At 65.0% G+C, this 18,492-nt stretch carries 15 protein-coding genes; 3 read left to right on the top strand and 12 right to left on the bottom strand.

Annotated elements, in window-relative coordinates; all coding sequences use genetic code 11:
- Nucleotides 1-107: 107 nt before the first annotated feature.
- Nucleotides 108-1,040 carry a LysR substrate-binding domain-containing protein gene (locus tag ACT5M9_RS02005; RefSeq protein ID WP_457978322.1) on the bottom strand — a complete coding sequence of 311 codons (933 nt, stop codon included), beginning with the start codon at nucleotides 1,038-1,040 and terminating at the stop codon, nucleotides 108-110.
- 215 nt (nucleotides 1,041-1,255) lie between these two features.
- On the opposite strand from ACT5M9_RS02005, the gene metE reads away from it, so the two are divergent.
- Nucleotides 1,256-3,520 (top strand): 5-methyltetrahydropteroyltriglutamate--homocysteine S-methyltransferase, encoded by a 2,265-nt coding sequence (gene metE, locus ACT5M9_RS02000; RefSeq protein ID WP_457978324.1) that lies wholly within the window; start codon nucleotides 1,256-1,258, stop codon nucleotides 3,518-3,520.
- A gap of 79 nt (nucleotides 3,521-3,599) precedes the next feature.
- On the opposite strand, the gene ACT5M9_RS01995 is transcribed toward metE, so the two are convergent.
- The gene (locus ACT5M9_RS01995; protein ID WP_457978325.1) at nucleotides 3,600-4,721 is read right to left on the bottom strand and encodes a glycosyltransferase family 9 protein; all 1,122 of its coding nucleotides are present in this window, start codon (nucleotides 4,719-4,721) and stop codon (nucleotides 3,600-3,602) included.
- A gap of 175 nt (nucleotides 4,722-4,896) precedes the next feature.
- Between ACT5M9_RS01995 and ACT5M9_RS01990 the strand changes: the two genes are divergently transcribed.
- On the top strand, nucleotides 4,897-6,021 hold the full coding sequence (locus ACT5M9_RS01990) for an HPP family protein (RefSeq protein WP_457978327.1): 1,125 nt from the start codon (nucleotides 4,897-4,899) through the stop codon (nucleotides 6,019-6,021).
- Between the two features lie 42 nt (nucleotides 6,022-6,063).
- On the opposite strand, the gene ACT5M9_RS01985 is transcribed toward ACT5M9_RS01990, so the two are convergent.
- Nucleotides 6,064-8,022: an amidohydrolase gene (locus tag ACT5M9_RS01985; RefSeq protein ID WP_457978329.1), complete on the bottom strand. Its 1,959-nt coding sequence runs from the start codon at nucleotides 8,020-8,022 to the stop codon at nucleotides 6,064-6,066.
- Nucleotides 8,023-8,232: 210 nt separating this feature from the next.
- Here ACT5M9_RS01985 and ACT5M9_RS01980 point away from each other — a divergent pair, with 210 nt between their 5' ends.
- On the top strand, nucleotides 8,233-8,871 hold the full coding sequence (locus tag ACT5M9_RS01980; RefSeq protein WP_457980538.1) for a TetR/AcrR family transcriptional regulator: 639 nt from the start codon (nucleotides 8,233-8,235) through the stop codon (nucleotides 8,869-8,871).
- Between the two features lie 116 nt (nucleotides 8,872-8,987).
- On the opposite strand, the gene ACT5M9_RS01975 is transcribed toward ACT5M9_RS01980, so the two are convergent.
- The 9 genes from ACT5M9_RS01975 to nrfB form a co-directional block, all read right to left on the bottom strand.
- On the bottom strand, nucleotides 8,988-10,241 hold the full coding sequence (locus ACT5M9_RS01975; RefSeq protein ID WP_457978331.1) for a D-amino acid dehydrogenase: 1,254 nt from the start codon (nucleotides 10,239-10,241) through the stop codon (nucleotides 8,988-8,990).
- Between the two features lie 287 nt (nucleotides 10,242-10,528).
- Complete coding sequence (locus ACT5M9_RS01970) at nucleotides 10,529-11,428, bottom strand: serine hydrolase (protein ID WP_438548337.1); 900 nt, start codon at nucleotides 11,426-11,428, stop codon at nucleotides 10,529-10,531.
- 432 nt (nucleotides 11,429-11,860) lie between these two features.
- The gene (locus ACT5M9_RS01965) at nucleotides 11,861-12,322 is read right to left on the bottom strand and encodes an NUDIX hydrolase (RefSeq protein ID WP_457978333.1); all 462 of its coding nucleotides are present in this window, start codon (nucleotides 12,320-12,322) and stop codon (nucleotides 11,861-11,863) included.
- Between the two features lie 122 nt (nucleotides 12,323-12,444).
- Entirely contained in the window at nucleotides 12,445-13,638 is a 1,194-nt protein-coding gene (gene nrfF / locus ACT5M9_RS01960) for a heme lyase NrfEFG subunit NrfF (RefSeq protein ID WP_457978335.1), read from the bottom strand.
- Nucleotides 13,635-14,183, bottom strand: coding sequence for a DsbE family thiol:disulfide interchange protein (locus ACT5M9_RS01955; protein WP_457978337.1), 549 nt, complete (start codon nucleotides 14,181-14,183; stop codon nucleotides 13,635-13,637). Before ACT5M9_RS01955 ends, nrfF begins: the two co-directional genes overlap by 4 nt.
- Complete coding sequence (gene nrfE / locus ACT5M9_RS01950; protein ID WP_457978339.1) at nucleotides 14,180-16,135, bottom strand: heme lyase NrfEFG subunit NrfE; 1,956 nt, start codon at nucleotides 16,133-16,135, stop codon at nucleotides 14,180-14,182. Before nrfE ends, ACT5M9_RS01955 begins: the two co-directional genes overlap by 4 nt.
- Nucleotides 16,136-16,277: 142 nt before the next feature.
- A complete protein-coding gene (gene nrfD / locus ACT5M9_RS01945; protein ID WP_457978340.1) occupies nucleotides 16,278-17,234 on the bottom strand; it encodes a cytochrome c nitrite reductase subunit NrfD in 957 nt (318 codons plus the stop codon).
- Nucleotides 17,234-17,908: a 4Fe-4S dicluster domain-containing protein gene (locus ACT5M9_RS01940; protein WP_457978342.1), complete on the bottom strand. Its 675-nt coding sequence runs from the start codon at nucleotides 17,906-17,908 to the stop codon at nucleotides 17,234-17,236. Before ACT5M9_RS01940 ends, nrfD begins: the two co-directional genes overlap by 1 nt.
- The gene (nrfB, locus tag ACT5M9_RS01935; RefSeq protein ID WP_457978343.1) at nucleotides 17,905-18,489 is read right to left on the bottom strand and encodes a cytochrome c nitrite reductase pentaheme subunit; all 585 of its coding nucleotides are present in this window, start codon (nucleotides 18,487-18,489) and stop codon (nucleotides 17,905-17,907) included. The genes ACT5M9_RS01940 and nrfB overlap by 4 nt, the downstream gene beginning before the upstream one ends.
- Nucleotides 18,490-18,492: the final 3 nt, after the last annotated feature.

The raw sequence follows: 18,492 nt of genomic DNA, 5'->3' as shown, positions 1-18,492 counted from the left end.
GAACGGGCAGGGTTGCCGTCGATAGGGCCTGCTGGCCTGGCTCCGTATGGCCGAGCGGAGGGGCGCGGGTCTGGGCCCAGGGGGTCCGCGACCCTCCGGGCTGTTGTTTATACGCTGGCTTGGCTCGCCCCCATCTTGGTGCGGATACGCTCGAACAGGCTCTGCAGGCAGGCCTGATCCTTGTCGGCGGCGCGCACGGCGCCATACATATGGCGGCGGATCCCCTGGCCCAGGGGTCTGGCCTCGAGCAACCCCTGGCGCACGAACTCATCGCTGGCCCAGCGCGGCAGGGCGGCGACCCCGAGCCCGGCGGCGGCCATCTGCAGCATGACGGAGGTGTTGTCCACCGTCTTGCAGCGGGCGGGTTCGACCCCGGCAGGTTGCAGGAAGCGGCTGAACACGTCCATGCGGGCCCGCTCCACCGGGTAGACCAGCAGCACTTCCTGCAGCAGATCTATCGGCTCTATCTTTGTCTTGTGGCATAGCCTGCTGTCAGGGGCCATCACCAGTGTCAGTTCGAAGGAGAAGAGCGGCTCGAAGTGGAGATCCCCGCGGGTATGCACATCCGAGATGAGCAGCAGATCGAGCTGGCCGCCGAGCAGGGCCCCTATGGTATCGAAGCCGGGCACGGACTCTACCTCCAGGTCCACCCCTGGCCACTGGCGGCGAAAATCCGGCAACAGCGGCAGCAGCCACTGGATGCAGCTGTGGCAATCCAGGGCCAGATGCAGCCTGCCCGCATCCCCGCTGTGCAGGGCCTGCAACTGCTTCTCGGTCTGGGCCAGGGCGGGCAGCACCTGACGGGCCAGGGCCAGCAACTGCTGGCCCGCCGCCGTCAGCACCAGGGGGCGGCTCTTGCGCAGGTAAAGCTCGAGGTTGAGGCGAGTCTCCAACTCCTTGAGCTGATGGGAGAGGGCGGACTGGGTGAGACTCAGGCTCAGGGCCGCCCCGGCCAGTGAGCCCTGTTCGGCCAGCGCACTGATGGTCTTCAGATGCCTGATGTCGATGTTCAGATTGCTGGTGGGATTGGGCACACCCATGGCAGAACTCCTTGTCGTGTGGGTTGCAGCGGCGCTGACGTCCCCCTCATCTGACGCGACCCCGGGCCCTGCGTCAGTTGAGGATTTCTTGAGAGCCAGTTGAAGAGGATTCAATAGCCAAGGCCACCTTATCTCGACATTCTAGATGTGTAAACATCTGGATGGCCAAATCATCCAGTTTCCCATCAGATGAACGAGCATAAGGAATTGGACCTATGACCTGCGCACACACTCTCGGTTTCCCCCGTATCGGCGCCAAGCGCGAGCTGAAATTTGCCCTCGAATCCTACTGGCGTGGGGAGACCAGCCAGGCGGAACTCATCGCCGTGGGCAAGAGCCTGCGTGAGCGCCACTGGCAGGCCCAGCGTACCGCCGGGGTCAGCCTGCTGCCGGTGGGCGATTTCGCCTGGTACGATCAGGTGCTCGGTACCAGCCTGCTGGTGGATGCCGTGCCTGAACGTCACCGTCATGGCGACACCGATCTCGACACCCTGTTCCGGGTGGCCCGTGGCCGCGCACCGACCGGCCCCAGCGCCGCCGCCGCCGAGATGACCAAGTGGTTCAACACCAACTACCACTATCTGGTGCCCGAGTTCAGCCGGGATCAGCGCTTCAAACTGGGCTGGAGCCAGCTGTTTGACGAGGTGGAAGAGGCCAAGGCACTGGGGTTGCCGGTCAAGGCGGTGCTGCTCGGCCCCGTCTCCTATCTGTGGCTCGGCAAGGAGAAAGAGAGCGGCTTCTCCCGCCTCGACCTGTTGGATCGTTTGCTGGTCGTCTACCAGGAGATCCTGGCCAAACTGGCATCCCAGGGAGTGGAGTGGGTGCAGATCGATGAGCCGGCCCTGACCCTGGATCTGCCGGACGAGTGGCGCCTGGCCTACCTCAAGGCCTATGAGCGCCTGGCGGGCCCCTGCAAGCTGCTGCTCACCACCTATTTCGGCTCCGTGGCCCATCAGCGCGACATCATCACCAGCCTGAAGGTGGACGGCCTGCACCTGGATCTGGTGGCCGCCCCCGAGCAGCTGGAGTCCCTGGTGCCCCATCTGCCGGCCCAGTGGGTGCTCTCCGCCGGCGTCATCAACGGCCGAAACGTCTGGCGTGCCAACCTGGGCAAGCTGGCACCGACCCTGACGGCACTGAAGGCCAGGCTCGGCGAGCGCCTCTGGGTGGGCTCCTCCTGCTCTCTGCTGCACAGCCCGGTGGACTTGACCCTGGAGCATGAGCTGGACGCCCAGACCCGCAGCTGGTTCGCCTTCGCCTTGCAGAAGTGCTACGAGTTGGGGCTGCTGGCCGAGTACCTGAACGGTGGGGATATCGACAGGATAGCGGCCTACAGCCAGCCCATCGTCGATCGGGAGTCCGACAGCCGGGTGCACAAGAAGGCGGTGCAGTCACGGCTTGCCAGCCTCACCAACAGCGACTTCGATCGCCAGAACGTTTACCCGGTACGGGCCGAGGTGCAGCGCACGGATCTCAAGCTGCCGCTCTTGCCCACCACCACCATAGGCTCCTTCCCGCAGACCGCCGAGATCCGGGCGCTGCGACAGGAGTGGCGTGCCGGCCGGATCGGTGATGGTGCCTACGAGGCGGGCATTCAGGCCCAGATCAAGGATGCGATCGAGCGCCAGGAAGCCATCGGGCTGGACGTGCTGGTGCACGGCGAGGCCGAGCGCAACGACATGGTGGAGTACTTCGGTGAGCTGCTGGACGGCTTTGCCATCACCCGTTTCGGCTGGGTGCAGAGCTATGGCTCCCGCTGCGTCAAGCCACCGGTGATCACCCGTGACATCGACCGCCCGACCCCCATGACACTCGAATGGACCAAGTTTGCCCAGAGCCTGACTGACAAGCCGGTCAAGGGCATGCTGACCGGCCCGGTCACCATCCTCTGCTGGTCCTTCCCGCGGGAAGACGTGAGCCGGGAGCAGTCCGCCCTGCAAATTGGCCTGGCCATTCGCGACGAGGTGGCGGATCTCGAAGCCGCCGGCATCAAGATCATCCAGATCGACGAGCCGGCCATCCGCGAAGGCTTGCCCCTTCGCAAGCAGGATCATCAGGCCTACCTGGACTGGGCGGTGCGCGCCTTCCGCCTGAGCGCGAGCCCTGTGGTGGACAGCACCCAGATCCACACCCACATGTGTTACAGCGACTTCAACCTCATCATAGAGGCGGTGGCGGCGCTCGATGCGGACGTCATCACCATAGAGACCAGCCGCAGCCAGATGCAGTTGCTCGAGGCGTTCGAGCGCTTCAACTACCCGAACGAGATCGGCCCCGGCGTCTACGACATCCACTCGCCGAACGTGCCGAGCCAGGTCTGGATCGAGGAGCTGATCCGCAAGGCCGCCAAACAGATCCCGGCCGAGCGGCTCTGGGTCAACCCGGATTGCGGCCTCAAGACCCGCGGCTGGGAAGAGACCACAGCCGCCCTCAAGGTGATGGTGGAGGCGACCAAGGCGCTGCGCGCCGAGCTGGCCTGAGCAAGCCCATCACGGGGCTGAGCGTGAGGAGAGAATACGGAAATAACGAAGGAGGGAAGGCGCGAGCCTTCCCTCTTTTTTATCCGCCATGGGCACCGGTCAGGTGCAGCAAGGGGGGGATCTGCGGGGATGGGCTGGGGGCCGCTGCCCAAGATCGTGGCGCTGGGGCCTGCGCCAGGGTGGCGCCTAGCCAGGGCAGATCGAGGGGAATGGCATTGCGATCCCCGATCACCTGATTGCGGTGTCGGGGCCCGAGGCAGCCGTAGCGCTCGGGGTTTGTCTGGGTGAAGAGGCCGAGGCAGGGCACGCCGCTGGCGGCCGCCAGATGGAGCGGGCCCGTGTCGGCGCTGATGAAGAGCCGCAGATCCTGGGTGAAGCGCACCAGCTCGACGAGGTTAGGCAGGGCGAGCTGGCAGTCCCCGAGTGCGGGCATGGGGTCGGCCGGATCGGTGAGCTGGATCAGCAGGGCATCCGGGCAGTGGCGGCGCAAGTCCCAGAGCAGGCGCTGCCACTGGGGTTGGGTGAGCCCCTTGCCCTTGCGGGCGCCGGTGAAAAAGCCCACGAGGGGGCGGCCCGGATAGGCCTCGGCAAGGGTCGTGAGAGGGGCGCTGGGACCCGGCGCCCCTCCCAGCACTATGGGGTCCGCCAGGCTGGCCTGCCTGCCGAGCAGTTGCAGCGGCTGGTGGGCGTAGTGACGGCCGTCGTCGGGGGCCAGGGGGCGTTCAAAGAGCAGATCCCCATTGGCATCGTCGAAACCCAGCTTCTCGGCCCCCCGCACCCAAGCGGCGATCAGATGATCCGTGCTGGAGGCAAACGGCACATAGACCCTGTCGTAGTGCTGGCGGCGCAGGCGCCAGAGCGCTGGCAGGGCCGTCAGCAGATGCCTGCCCTGCAGGCGCAGCAAGTGAAGACGCTGGAGCCGGCACTGGGCGAAGAAGGGGAGCAGGGGGCCGCCGCTGCATACCAGCTCGATCTCGGCCTTGGGGTGGGCACTGCGCAGGGCGTGCAAGAAGGGCAGCAGGAACAGGTTGTTACCGATGCGGTTGGTGCTGCGGATGACGAGGATCCGGCGTGCCGCCGGCTGGGGGCCGGGCAGCTTGCCCCGGCGGGCAAGCCAGGCGAGGAAGGCGCGTTCAAGCCCTTGTGTCCAGCAACGGCGCCGGCCGTCGAAGCGACGCAGGGCATCTCTGAGGGTGCTCATGTGGAGTGACTCTGTGAGTGAGGATGCGCTCAGGGTGACGGGGGAGCATTAAGGGGGAATTAAGGCCGCAGCCCGTTGGAAGGGTTTTTCCTGGCAACCAGCCGTGCTGGCAATGGGGGCGGGGAAGTCGTTAATATTGCGCATTTGAAATAAACCTTATCGTCGCGGGAGCAGGATGCAGTTCAGGGATTTTTTGCCGGTATCGACCAATACCGGTCTCAGAGAGTGTGTGGTGGGGGCCCTAGGCGCCTTCATCGGCTTGTGCGGGACGGGTCTGCTCTGTCAATGGGCGCTCGGGATAGAGGCGCATTGGCTGATAGCCCCCATGGGGGCCTCCGCCGTCCTGTTGTTCGCCGCGCCGGCGAGCCCCCTGGCCCAGCCCTGGTCCATCCTGGTGGGCAACGGGGTCTCTGCCCTGATGGGGGTGGCCAGCGCCGCCCTGGTGCCGGATCCGGCCCTTGCCTCGGCCTTGGCGGTGACGCTGGCCATAGGCGCCATGTTTCTGACCCGCAGCCTGCATCCCCCCGGCGGCGCCGTGGCCCTGACCGCCGTCATCGGGGGGGAAGGCATTCGCCAGCTGGGGGTCGGCTATGTGCTCCTGCCCGTGCTCATCAATTCATCCCTGCTGCTGGTTCTGGGCTTGTGCTACAACCGCCTGCTGGGGCGTCGCTACCCCAATGGCGCCAAGGTCGCCCCCAACCCCCACCAGACCGCGGATCCCCAGCCGAGCGCCCGTCTCGCCAGCGCCACCGACATCGACTTCGCCCTCAAGCAGCACGGGGAACTGCTCGACATCAGCCGCCAGGATCTGCAGGCGCTGCTGCAAGAGGCGCAGTTGCACGCCCTGCGCGAGCGGGTCGGCACCGTGCGATGCCTGGACGTGATGTCGAAAGATCTGGTGGTGACCTCGCCGGACGAGCCGGCCATGGCGGCCTGGCAATTGCTCTTCCACCACAGGATCAAGGCGCTGCCCGTGGTGGAGGGGGAGCGGCTGGTGGGGATCCTCACCCTGCATGACCTCATGATCGACAAGGAGCAGCAGCCTCGTGGCCTGCAGGCGTTGGAGACCCAGAGGGTGGCGGCGTTGATGACCAGTGCGGTGCGAACGGCCCAGAGCCATCAGCCGCTCCATGATCTGGTGACGGCCTTCTCCGATGGCGGCCTGCACCATATGCCGGTGCTGGAGGGGGAGCGGCTGGTGGGGATCCTGACCCAGTCGGACATGGTGGCCGCCCTGTTCAACCTGGCGCTGCAGCCTGGCTTGACGAACGAGGAGGTTCCCCCGTTCGTCGACAGATAAAAACAGGCCCCTTGCGGGGCCTTTTTTGTGGCTAACGTCGACTCAGGGGGTCGCGCCTGGGGTTGTGTAGACGGTCTCCCCCTGAAACACGGTGCGCTCGACCCGGGTCTCGGCAATCTTCTCCGGGGTGCCGGCATGGACCAGGGCGTAGAGGTCCCTGTCCAGCACGATGAAGTCCGCCGATTTACCCACCTCGATGGAGCCGGTGATCTCCCCCTGGCGTACCGCCCTGGCGCCGTTGATGGTGTAGGCGGCCAGCATCTCGGTGAGGGAGATGCGCTGGCTGGCGCGGTATTCGTCGCCACTGCCGGCGGCCTTGATGATGCCGGCGGCCATGTTCTCGAACGGGCGGGGATCCCGGCTGTCTACCGGCGCATCGCTGCCTGCCACCAGCACGGCGCCCGCCTTGCGCGAGCTCTCCACCGGGTAGAGGGCCTCGTGCAGGTAGCCGAGGGGATCGTAGAGGGCCTCGCTCAGCGGCTGACCCGCCCTGGTGGTCTGGATGAAGGGGGTCACCAGCATGTCGTAGGCGAGCTGGGGCGTGGTCCAGGCGTAGGTGAAGGTGAGGTAGAGGCCGAGCTCCCCGAGTCGCTTCTGATCGTCCGGATGAACCACCTGCAGGTGGGCCAGGGTGTGGGGAATGCCGTGATCACCGTTGCTGGCGCGGGCCGCGCTCAGCGCATCCAGTCCCATCCGGGTGCTGCGATCGCCGATGCTGTGCATGTGGATGCTGAATCCCTCCTTGTCCAGGGCGCCCACGTAGCGCTTCAGATCCCCATCGCTGTAGTTGACGATGCCGTTGCTGCCCGCATCCTCGCTGTCGGCTGTGATGGTCACCTCGCCGCTGCCGGTGTCCATGGCGAGGTGAGGTCTGTGGTAATTCTCCAGCATGCCGGCGTTGGGCAGGAAGACAGGATCGGTGAAGGGATCCCCCTCGATCACGCCATCGAGGAAGATCTTGACCGCATCGGCCTTGATGAGGGGATTGTCTGCGAAAGACTCCCTGACTTCGCGAGCCTTGGCGAGGCGAGCCCCCAGATCCAGGGTGCCGGCGTAATCCTCGGCATGGAAGCAGGTGGCGGCGGTGACCCGCATGTGCAGCAGATCCTGCCCCTGCATGTTGCGCAGCCGATGGCGAATGAAATCGGTGGCGCAGGCGTCCTGAATGCCGGTGATGCCGCGCGACGCCATCAGCTCCGAGATGGCGGGCAGGATCTTGTCGTACTGGGCGGCGGCCTGATCGTCGCTCGCGCTCAGCACGTCGGTGTCGGGCACGGGGATGGCGCTGCGGGCCCCATCGCGGATGACGCCGCTGGCGAGATCCACATAGGGGATGAAGGCCTCGAACACGCCTCCCGGCGCCAGACTTGCGCCGTTGAAGCCGACCGTGTTGCCGTCCTGGTCTGCCGCCAGGGCCAGCGCCCGGGAGTTGTAGGCGCTGGCGTGACCGTCGACTCCGGCCAGCATTACCGGGTTATCCGGCGCCGCCGCATCGAGCGCCGCCAGCAGGGTGGCATGGGTGGCGGTCGGGGTGTTGCCATCATAGGGGGACCACTGGTTGACCACCAGCCACTCCCCTGGCTTGGGGGAGTAGCGGGGCAGGCACTCCCTGACGCTGGCGGCAAGCTCGTCCAGATCGACGCTCTGGCCGTCGAGATCGCACATGTCGAGTGCGACCGTGCCGAGCAGATGGATGTGGTTGTCGTGCAGGCCCGGCAGCACCATGCGACCCCGCAGATCCACCACCTGGGTGCTCTTGTTCTGATAGGCCTCGGCACCGTCACGGGAGCCCACGTAGATAAACTTGCCGCCCTGCACCACCATGGCCTCGGCCTGACTGCCTTGCCCGTCCTGGGTGTGGATCTTGCCGTTGAGGTAGAGGGTGCTCGGGGTCTGGGATGTGCTGCTGTTCTCCTGCTGGCAGCCGCCGAGCAGGGTGCCCAGCAGCAGGGTGCTCATCAGGCGAGGCAGGGGGCCCAGCCTTTGTTGTTTGCTATCCATAGCGTGCTCTCCTTGGGTTAATTGCAGTATTTACTGCATATATGAGCACCCTTGTTTATTGCAGCTATTCTGATAAATGCCAGTGATTGCTGCACTTTTTTTGGCTTGTGTTTACCGCGTCACATCATGTAGTTATGGCGAGCAGTGAGGGCGAATCGGCCTGACAGCGGAGAAGTCTTGATGGAACATCTATTGCCGAGCGAGCTCTGCATGCGGCGCCAGCCGAGGCAGCAGCGCAGCCAGGAGGCGGCGAGCCGCATCGAGCAGGCCACCCTGGCGCTGCTGCAGGAGCAGGGGTTCGCGGCGCTCAACACCAATGCCATCGCCGAGCGGGCCGGGGTAGGCATCAAGTCGCTCTATCACCTCTATCCCAACAAGGAGGCGATCATCTGCCGCCTCGCCATGGACTGGTTGGAGGCGGTGTGCGAGGCGCAGGAGGCGATCCGCGAGCAGGCCCTGAGCTGGCCCCAGACCCTGCAGATGCTGGACGAGGCCCTGGTGGCCCTGGACGAGCGCTTTGTCGGCTACGGGGCGCTCTGGCAGGCGATGGATCTCATCCCCGCCCTGCACGGGGTGGAGCAGGAGCACGAGCGGGGCCAGATAGCCTTCTGGTCGGAGCGGCTGCGCCACTTCGGTTGCCGCTGGCCAGAGCCAGAGCTCACCACCCTGGTGCGCTACTTCTATCGGACGACGGACGTGGCCAAGCAGTGCACCAAGGGGCAGGGGGAGCCGGGTGTGCTGATGTGGCAACTGCACAGGCGCTGGTGTGAGCAACTGATCGGTGCTGCCATCGCGGAGCCGGATCCGTCCCTTGTCTGGCGCGTCCTCCCCGGCCTGACATCAGGCTGATCCTGTGCTAGCTAGGTCATTCAGCGCCAAGACCTGTGATGAAGGACAAAGGATTGACCAAAAACAGAGAGGGAGTGCCAGGCACTCCCTCTCTGTCTTGAGGCTAGGCTCGGCCCCTAGCCGTAGCGTGCCAGGGTCAGCCCCTCGTCGCTGATGGCGGGGGCGCTGCCGCTGATGAGATCCGCCAGCAGCTGGCCCGAGCCCGCCGCCATGGTCCAGCCTAGGGTGCCGTGACCCGTGTTGAGCCAGAGCCCCGGAATGGGGCTAGGTCCCACCAGGGGCGTACCGTCCGGCGTCATGGGGCGCAGCCCGGTCCAGAACTCGGCACGGGAGAGATCGCCGCCATCGGGGAAGAGATCCCGTACCACCATGGCCAGGGTGTCGTGGCGCCTGGGGTTGAGCGCGAGGTTGAAGCCGCTGAGCTCCGCCATGCCGCCGACCCGGATCCGCTCATCGAAGCGGGTGATGGCGACCTTGTAGGTTTCGTCCAGCACTGTGCTGCGTGGGGCTGCGTCAGGATTGACCATCGGCAGGGTGAGGGAGTAGCCCTTGACCGGGTGGACGGGCAGGGCGAGGCCGAGGGGGCGCAGGAAGCCGGTGCCATAGCTGCCCAGCGCACAGACGATGGCATCGGCCTGCCAGCGCCGCTCACCGGCCCGCACCGCTACGGCGCGGCCGTCGGTCAGCTCGATCTCGTCGATGGCGCAGTCGAAGACGAACTCCACCCCGAGGCGTCTGGCCTCTGCCGCCAATCCATGGGTGAAGCGGTAGCAGTCGCCGGTCTCGTCTCCGGGCAGGCGCAGGCCCCCCACTATCTTGCCGCGCACCCGTGCCAGGGCGGGTTCGGCCTGCTCGCAGCCGGCGGCATCCAGCGCCTCGTAGGGGACGCCGTATTCGGCCAGTACCTCGATGTCCCGCTTGCTGGCGTCCAGCTGAGCCTGACTTCGAAACAGTTGCAGGGTGCCGAGTTGGCGCCCCTCATAATCGAGCGTCAGCTCATCTCGCAGCGCCTTCATGCAGTCGCGGCTGTATTCGGCAAGGCGCACCATGCGCCCCTTGTTGGTGGCGTAGGCGGTGGGGGTGCAGTTGGCAAACATCTGCAGCATCCAGCGCAGCTGGAAGGGATCCGAGGTGGGGCGCACCGTGAAGGGGGCATGCTTTTGCAGCAGCCATTTCGCCGCCTTGAGGGGAATGCCGGGGGCCGCCCAGGGGGAGGCGTAACCCGGGGAGATCTGCCCCGCGTTGGCGTGGCTGGTTTCAAGCGCTACCCCGCTTCGGCGCTCCAGCAGGGTCACCTGATGGCCCGCCTTGGCCAGATACCAGGCGCTGGTCACCCCGATGACTCCCCCACCCATTACCACTATCTTCATCACATCGTCCTTGTCATGACCGCTTGCGCGGGATTCACGCCTTCCCGGCCTGAGGCCGGGGCAATGGAGATCACGGTATCATCGGCAGCGGGATCGGCAAATCCGTTGCCTTGAAAATGTGATTTATCACCGTATTAACATCGAAAGCCAGTGTTTGATGAGGTTCAGTGACAATGAATTGACATTTCAGGCTGCGAGAAAGGAGGGGCTGTGGGCTTGGCAGGGGAGGAGAAAACACGGCGCAAACAAAAACCGCAGGACAGGCCTGCGGTTTTGGGGATCTTCGCTCATTGCGCCGAGAAGAGCTTGGCAGGGGGCGTGGACTGGGCGGTGAGGCTCATGCGCCCGGAACTCTCCAGCCAGCTCTTGATGCGCTTGGCGTCGGCCACCCGGGCCCCCGGGGTATCGGCATGGAGCAGCACCATGATCACCGGCTCTTGGCTGACCTTGGTCTCCATCACCAGGCAGCGACCCGCCTCGCGGATATAGCCCGTCTTGGAGACCATGATGGGCCAGCTTCCTTCACGCACCAGGCTGTTGGAGTTGCGATAGTGCATCTGGCGCTTGCCGTTGCGGATCAGGCGTTGATCGGTGGAGGTGTACTGGCGGATGAGGGGATAGGTGGAGGCCGCCGCCACCAGCTTGGCCAGGTCGTGGGCGCTGGAGACGTTGCGCGGATTGAGCCCAGTGCTGTCGGCAAAATGGGTGCTCCACATGCCGAGCATGCGGGCCTTGGCGTTCATCGCCTCGATAAAGGCACGGCGACCGCCGGGGTAATGGCGACCGAGGGCGGAGGCGGCCCGGTTCTCCGACGACATCAGGGCGATGTGCAGCATGTCGGCCCGGCTCAGGCGCGAGCCGACCGCGAGGCGTGACCCCGTGCCCTTGAGTCTGTCCACATCATCCATGGTGACGGTCAGGGTATCGTTGAGGCGCTGGTTGCCGTCCAGCACCACCAGCGCCGTCATCAGCTTGGTGATGGAGGCGATGGGCATGACCCGGTTGGCGTTGCGTTCGGACAAGATCTCGCCGGTACGTGGATTGGCGACCACGAAGGCATCGGAACTGAGAACAAGATTGTTACGGGGTTCGAGGAAACTCTTGCTGGGAGCGGCGTGGGCACCGTGCATGCTGACGGGAAGGAGGAAGGCACCGAGCAGCAGTTTGAGAAAAGGGCGCATGTTCATGATGAGGCTCTACCGTACGACAAACGAGGTTATTTGGCTAAGTTATATGACGGGAACTGACGCTTAACAACGTCAAAAGTTCCAAAATTTTCATTTTATGAGGTGAGTGGCCTTGCAATCACCTCAAGGGCGGCTAATGGCGATGTCAGCCGCAGAACAGGGGGTGTTGTGGTCGCCAACATCGTCAAGATGAACCCAGGTGGCGCACTTTATGCCTGTAATTTCCCGCCCTTGCCACTCTTTTCACACACTTCGTCGCGGTATGGCCTCGTGCAGCTCTCTGGCCATTACTCTTCAAGATGGCAAACGATGCTGGCGGGTTACAGCAAGCGGCTGGATAGACATTGTCTGGGAGCACCGTAACTTGCCGATATTGGGGAGCAGTCCGGTATCCAGGACTGCGTTGGCTCAAGCCAGCAGCCCTGTGCGGGGTCAGGCCGTATGGGGTAGGGCAACCTGCATCAGCGCTGGAGGGCGCTGCTCGACAAAATAGTGCCAGATATGCTCATAGAGGGCCTTCTGACCAGGAAAACTGGCCAGTGCCTTGGCCTCGCTCAGGGAACACCAGCGATATTCGGTGTGCTCATCGTTGAGGGTAATGGCTTGATTGGGCGGACAATAGACTACGAACACCGGTACGACACAGACAGTGTTGGTGGCATGCTCGTAAAACTGATCCAGATATTGGCCGTTGTAGAGCTCGCTCACCCCTATGCCGGTCTCCTCAAAGAACTCGCGCACTATCGTTTGCCAGCCGGTCTCACCCGCCTCGACCGAACCTGCCACATGACACCAGAAGCCCCCCTTGACCCGCTTCATCAGCAGTATCTTGATCTCGCCATCGACAGTGGAGAGGGCGACGCCGGAGACGGCCTGACAGCGAATGGGGATCATGCTGGCTCCTTCAGAGCTGGGACACTGGAACCCTATTGTTTAACCGGTATGGCAAGGATGACAAGTCATCGCCTGCATTGCGCCACCCCCGCCAGTGTTCGCCCCGCGTCAAAGGGGGGCGATTAGCCCCCCATGATGCGGGCGGTTTGAATGGCCTGGATCAGCGCGGCTCTGTTGATGCGGGGCCGCTCGCCATCCAGCAGCCCTTGCCAGAGGGTGATGGCCTCGCCGTAGCGGCCGTGCAGGAAGTGATCGGAGGCGAGCAGCATCAGGGCGCTCACTTCCCCCTTGTCGAGTGCGAGCGCGGCATCCAGCAGGCGGCGCGCCTCCGGGGTGAGCCGCTGGCCCGCCTGGTAGTAGCGTACCGTGGCCTGAGCCGCCAGGGTGGCGGTGCTGGCGCCCCCCTCCAGCAAGGCGAGCCGCTGATAGGCGAGCCAGGCGTTGTCGTAGTCGTCCCGGTAGAGGTAGAGCTGGCCGAGTTCGGCCCAACTCTCGAGATCCCGGGGATCCCGCTGCAGGCGCTGGTGCAGGGCGCCGAGCGCCTTGTCCTGCAAGTCGCGCGGACTCAGCCCCGCGAGGGGATCGGGGCGCTGCTGATACCCTTGCCAGGCCTGATAGCGGCCTGTGTTGGCGTAGACGAGGGCGACCGTTCCCAGTAGCAACAATCCGAGTAGCAGCCAGGGCAGGGGGTTGGGCGCTGGCATCTTGGCCGCGAGTCGCGCCCGCAATCGCAGCTCCGTTTCTGGAGTTGCATTGGCCAACCGCGCCTGCGCCAGCTCATGGTACAGGGGAGAGTGGGGGTTTAGCCCAGCCTGCTGCTCGGCCATGATCAGCCGGTTCAGCTCCCCCCTGGGATCCTGAGTGCCTGACGAAGCCACCGCCGCATCCAGCCGAGGACGGGGCGGCTTAGAGGGCCGCAGGCTACGGTGCAGCCGATAAACAGCCAGCAGCAGCAACAGGAGGGGACCAGCCCAGAGCAGCGCCGTGCTGGCCTTGAAGGGGGGATCGTAGCGCACGAAGTCGCCAAAGCGGGTTGTCATGCGGGCGATCACCTGATCATCGCTCTGCCCCTCGTCCACCCAGCGGTAGACCTCGAGGCGCAGATCCCGGGCGATGGGGGAGTTGGACTCCACCAGGTTCTGGTTCTGGCACTGGGGGCAGCGCAGGGAGCGTGCCAGCTCCTGGGCGCGGCTCTGCAACTCGGGATGACGAAATTGGTAGGTGTCGACGCCGCTGGCGGCGGCGAGGCCGGCCCCACAGAGCAGAATTGTGATCAGCTGTGCGCGCAGTGTTTCGATCAGAAGGTGTTTATTCATGGCTGACTCTTCGCGGTGACGGCGGCGCGAGCCTCGCTGAGCCTGGGCACGAACTGGTGTTGCCAGATCTCCCGGGTGAGTTCACCCGTGTGGCGGCTGAGCAGGGTGCCGTCGGCGTCAAACAGATAGGTCTCCGGGGTGCCATAGACCCCGAGTTCCAGCGCCAGCCTGCCGTCGGGGTCGGCCAGCACGGCGCGGTAAGGATTGCCCGCTTCGCGCAGCCAGGCGTGGGCGGCATCCCCCTTGTCCCTGTAGTTGAGGCCGTAGAGGGGCACCGAGCTTGCCAGCTCGGCGAGCAAGGGGTGCTCGGCGCGGCAGTTGGGACACCAGCTGGCCCAGACGTTGAGCAAGAAGGGCTCCCCCTTGAGGCGCTCAGTGGGGATGGGGGGGCCGCCAAAGAGATCCTGGCTCTGCCAAACCGGCAGGGAGCGCCCCAGGGTGGCCTCGTCCTGGCGGTAGGGGTCGTTGCCAAGGCCGAGCCAGAGCAGGGCGCCCAACCCCAGGGTCAAGAGCAAAGGGATAAAGAGGCGCAGGCGGGATCTCATGAGGGCTCCCGTTCGAGGGCAGGACAGGGCGCAGTGGCAGCTGCGCTGCGGGCTGCGAGCAGGGGACAGCGGGCGATCAGGCGCAGGGTGCCGCCAGCCATCATCAACAGGCCGCCAAGCCAGATCCAGCGCACCAGCGGCTTGTGATGCAGGCGCATGGCGTAGGCGTCCGGCCCCATCTTCTCGCCGAGCACCACGTAGAGATCTCCAAAGAACCCCCACTCGATGCCGGGCTCGTTCATGTTCATGGTGCGCACGCTGTAGTTGCGCCGCTCCGGCATCAGCCTTGCGATCTCTTTGCCCTCCTTGTGCACGCTGAGGGTAATGCGCTCGGCGGTGTAGTTGGGGCCGAGCAGGGGCTCGCTCCCCTCGTAGCGAAACTCGTAGGCGCCGAGTCGGTAGGGGTTGCCTGCACCGAGCACGGTGCCTCCCTCCTGGCTGTGATGGCTCACCTGAGCGATGCCGAGGGCGCAGACCGCGACGCCGAGGTGGGTCAGCAGGCTCCCAAGCCGGTTGATGTTGGTGAATCCGGTCTTGAAGGGGAAGCCGAGCAGCAGGCTGGCCAATAGCCAGAGGGCGACCATGTTGGCGAGGATCCCGCTCCAGCCGAGGGCCCCCTGATCGCGGTACCCGAGGCTGAGCAAACCGCCCCCCAGCAGGCCGAGCAGGGGCGGCAGCAGGGCGCTCACCCGGGAACATGTCCGCAAGCCTTGCCAGTGCAGGCGCGGGAGCCAGGTCATCAGCGCCATCAGCATCAGGGCCAGGGGCACGAAGATGGCGTTGAAGTAGGGGGCGCCCACCGAGAGGGATCCCAGATGCAGGGACTGGAACACCATGGGGTAGAAGGTGCCGAGCAGCACGCTGGCACAGGCCACGACCAGCAGCAGGATGGCGGCGCCGAGCAGCCCCTCCTTCGACCAGAAACCGAAGCGGGCGTAGGGGGCGCGGGTATCGGCCCGCAGGGCGAACAGGGTCAACGCTGTGGTCAACAGCAGGCCGAGCAGCAGCAGCAGGGTCAGGCCGCGATTCGGATCCACCGCGAAGGCATGGACCGAGGTGAGCACCCCGGAGCGCACCACGAAGGTGCCGAGCAGGCTTAAGGAGAAGGTGAAGATGGAGAGCAGCAGAACGCCGTGGCCGTAGGCACCGCGCTGCTCGCAGACGATCAGGGCGTGCAGCAGGGCGGTGCCCAGCAGCCAGGGTAGCAGGGAGGCATTTTCCACCGGATCCCAGAACCACCAACCCCCCCAGCCGAGCTCGTAATAGGCCCACCAGGAGCCGAGGACTATGCCGGCGGTGAGAAACACCCAGGAGCCGAGTGCCCAGGGGCGGCTCCAGTGGGCGACGGCGCCATCCAGGCGACCGGAGTGCAGCGCCGCCATGGCGAAGGCGAAGTTGACCGCAAAACCCACGTAGCCGAGGTAGAGCAGGGGGGGATGCACGATGAGGCCGATGTCCTGCAGCATGGGATTGAGATCGCGTCCCTCCATGGGTCCCGGGAAGGCACGATCGAAGGGGCTGGAAAAGGCGAGGGTGTAGAGGCCGAACAGCCCGACGATCAGCCCCATGATGGCGAGCACCCGCACCCGGATAAGCCCGTCAACCCGATTGGAACAGAGCGCCACCAGGGCGCCCCAGAGCGCCAGGGCAAACACGAAGAAGAGCATGGAACCCTCGTGGCCGCCCCAGACCGCTGCGAGCTTGAAGCCAAGGGGCAGGGCGCTGTTGGCATGCTGGGCCACATAAATCAGGGTGAAATCGTTTTGCGCGAAGCAGAGGCCGAGCAGTATCAGGGCGACGCCAAGCAGGGCGGCATTTAGCAGCGCCAGCGGCTTGGCACAGCCGAGCAGAGAAGGCGAGGCGAGACGCAGCCCCAGCCAGGGCAGGGTGCCCTGCACCAGGGCGAGCGCGGTCGCCAGCAGCAGTGAGAGATAGCCGAGCTCTGCCAGCACACAACCTCCAGTTTCACTATATCGTTCATGTGATGCCGCAGCGTCCACCTCGGGTGGGCGTTGGGGCATCACCAGAACATGCAAACATCCAGCAACAGACAAGCGCCAGTCGCCGGGGCGGCTGGCGCTTGTGAGCCGTTTTCTATACCACCGTCATCTGACCGGCGTAGAGGATGAAATAACGCAGCATCAGGATCCCCAGCAGGCTCAGGCTGCACAGCAGCACCAGGTGGGAGGGACGATGGGCCTTCTCCTTGCCGGTGATGAGACTCAGCAACTGGGGCAGCAGGATGCCGACCCCGATCACCCCGAACCAGAAGACGTTGGACCAGAAGCCACCGCCGATGGCTGCCTGCATCGCCACCTCGCTCTGGCCGCCCGCGGCATAGAGCACGCCGAAGAAGCTGGCCAGCAGCAACAGCTCCAGCACCACCATGGGCCGCTCGAAGCGATGCACGAAGTGCACCCCCTGGCTGTGGCCATCCTCCTTGAACAGGGTGACCGCCAGCAATATGGTGGAGGCGACCCCCGAGCTCACCCCCGAGACCAGGAACAGCACCGGCAGCACCGGGTTGTGCAGCATGGGGTAGCTGATCAGGGCCGACAGTAGGAAGCCGGTGTAGGCGCCAAGCAGCGCCGCCAGCAGCAGCAACGCCGGGGCGATCAGCCGCTCGAAACGGCCAATCAGGGCGATGAGGTCATCGACGAACGCCAGCTTGTCACCCAGCAGCTTGCGACGCAGGGCCTCGATCTCTGCTCTGAACACCACCGCCAGCCAGGCGAACAGCGCCGCCATATAGACCTGGAACAGCATGACCCCCATGGACATCACGGAGTCGAACTGGTAGTTGAACATCAGCTTCCAGAAGGTCCAGGGACGGGCCAGATGGAAGATCAGTATGGTGAGGCCGAGGATCACCGAGAGCGGCGCCAGGATGGCGGTCGCCTTGATGATGCCGCTCTCGCTGCCGGCCCCCTTGCGCAGGCGCAGCAGCACCGACAGGGTGCAGGAGCCGGCGGAGATGCCGAGCAGGAACAGGTAGATGGCGATGGGGCCATCCCAGACCAGGGACTCGAAGTGGAAAGCATCATGCCACATTATGATTTCTCCCCTTTGGCGATACGGTACATCTTGGGCGAGGTGCCGAGCGCCTCCTTGAAGCGATAGGTCTGCTCCTGCGCGAGCCGCTGGCTGAGGGCACTGTCGGGATCATCCAGATTGCCGAACACCAGGGCTTTGGTGGGGCAGGCCTCCACACAGGCGGGCTGCTTGCCGGCAGCCAGGTTGGTCTGGCGGCAGAAGTCGCACTTGTCCGCCACCCTGGTGACCGGGTTGATGAAGCGCACGCGGTAGGGGCAGGCGGCGAGGCAGTACATGCAACCGACGCACAGATCCGGGTTCACATCGACGATGCCATCCTCCGCGCGGATGTGGGAGGCGCCGGTCGGGCAGACGTGCACGCAGGGCGCGTTGTCGCAGTGCTGGCAAGACTTGCGAAAGAACTGGTACGACTGGTTGGGGTACTCACCCTCGGGACCGGAGCGCAGGATCTGGAGCCGGGCGACCCCGTCAGGCACCTTGTTGGTCTCGCGGCAGGCATCCATGCAGGCGGTACAGCCGATGCAGGCGGTCTCGTCGTGCAGCATGCCGTAGCGCACGCCATCTATGGTCTGGCTGTGGGCGAGGGGGCTGGCAAGGGAACGGGTACCCGTCATCATGATGAGGGTGCCCGCGCTCATCCCCGCCATGAATTGACGGCGAGAGCAGCTCATGGCGCCTCCTTGCTCACGCTGGCCTGCCGGTTGGCCGCCTTGGCGGCGTGCTGCTTGCTGTGGCAGTCGACACAGAGCTTGATCCGGGATTTCTCCGCTATGCCCACCATGGGCTCCTTGACCGGGTGCAACTGATGGCAACTGGTACAAGTGAGCTTGGTCATGTGCACGTCGTGGGCCCAGAGCGCCTCGCGCAGGGGTTTGGGCTCATGGCAGCTCATGCAGACGCCGTTCTGATCGCTAATGGGGTAGGCTTCGGTGCTCTGCTTGTCTTTGAAGCTGTCGCCAAAGCGCATCACGTCCTTGACCCCTTCCCGGTGCTGGTGAGAGGGGAGGCCGTGGCAGTTGGTACAGGTCACCGGGGCCAGGTTGTTGGGGTTGGTCGCCTTGGCATGCTTGCCGTGCATGCCCTCCGTCTGCTCCTTGTGGCAGTCGGTGCAGGCCCTGTCGGCGCTGCGCAAGAACTCCACCTCGTGGGTGGCGGGGACAGGGGTGGCCTCGGCGGCCTGGCCCTGCAGGCTGGTGAGCAGCAGGACTGCCATCAGCATCAATCGTAAGAAATCCATCGTTGAATCACCCATAGG

The sequence above is a fragment of the Aeromonas sp. AE23HZ002T15 genome (genome assembly GCF_054165525.2).
This window is presented reverse-complemented; position numbering and strand designations above follow the sequence as displayed.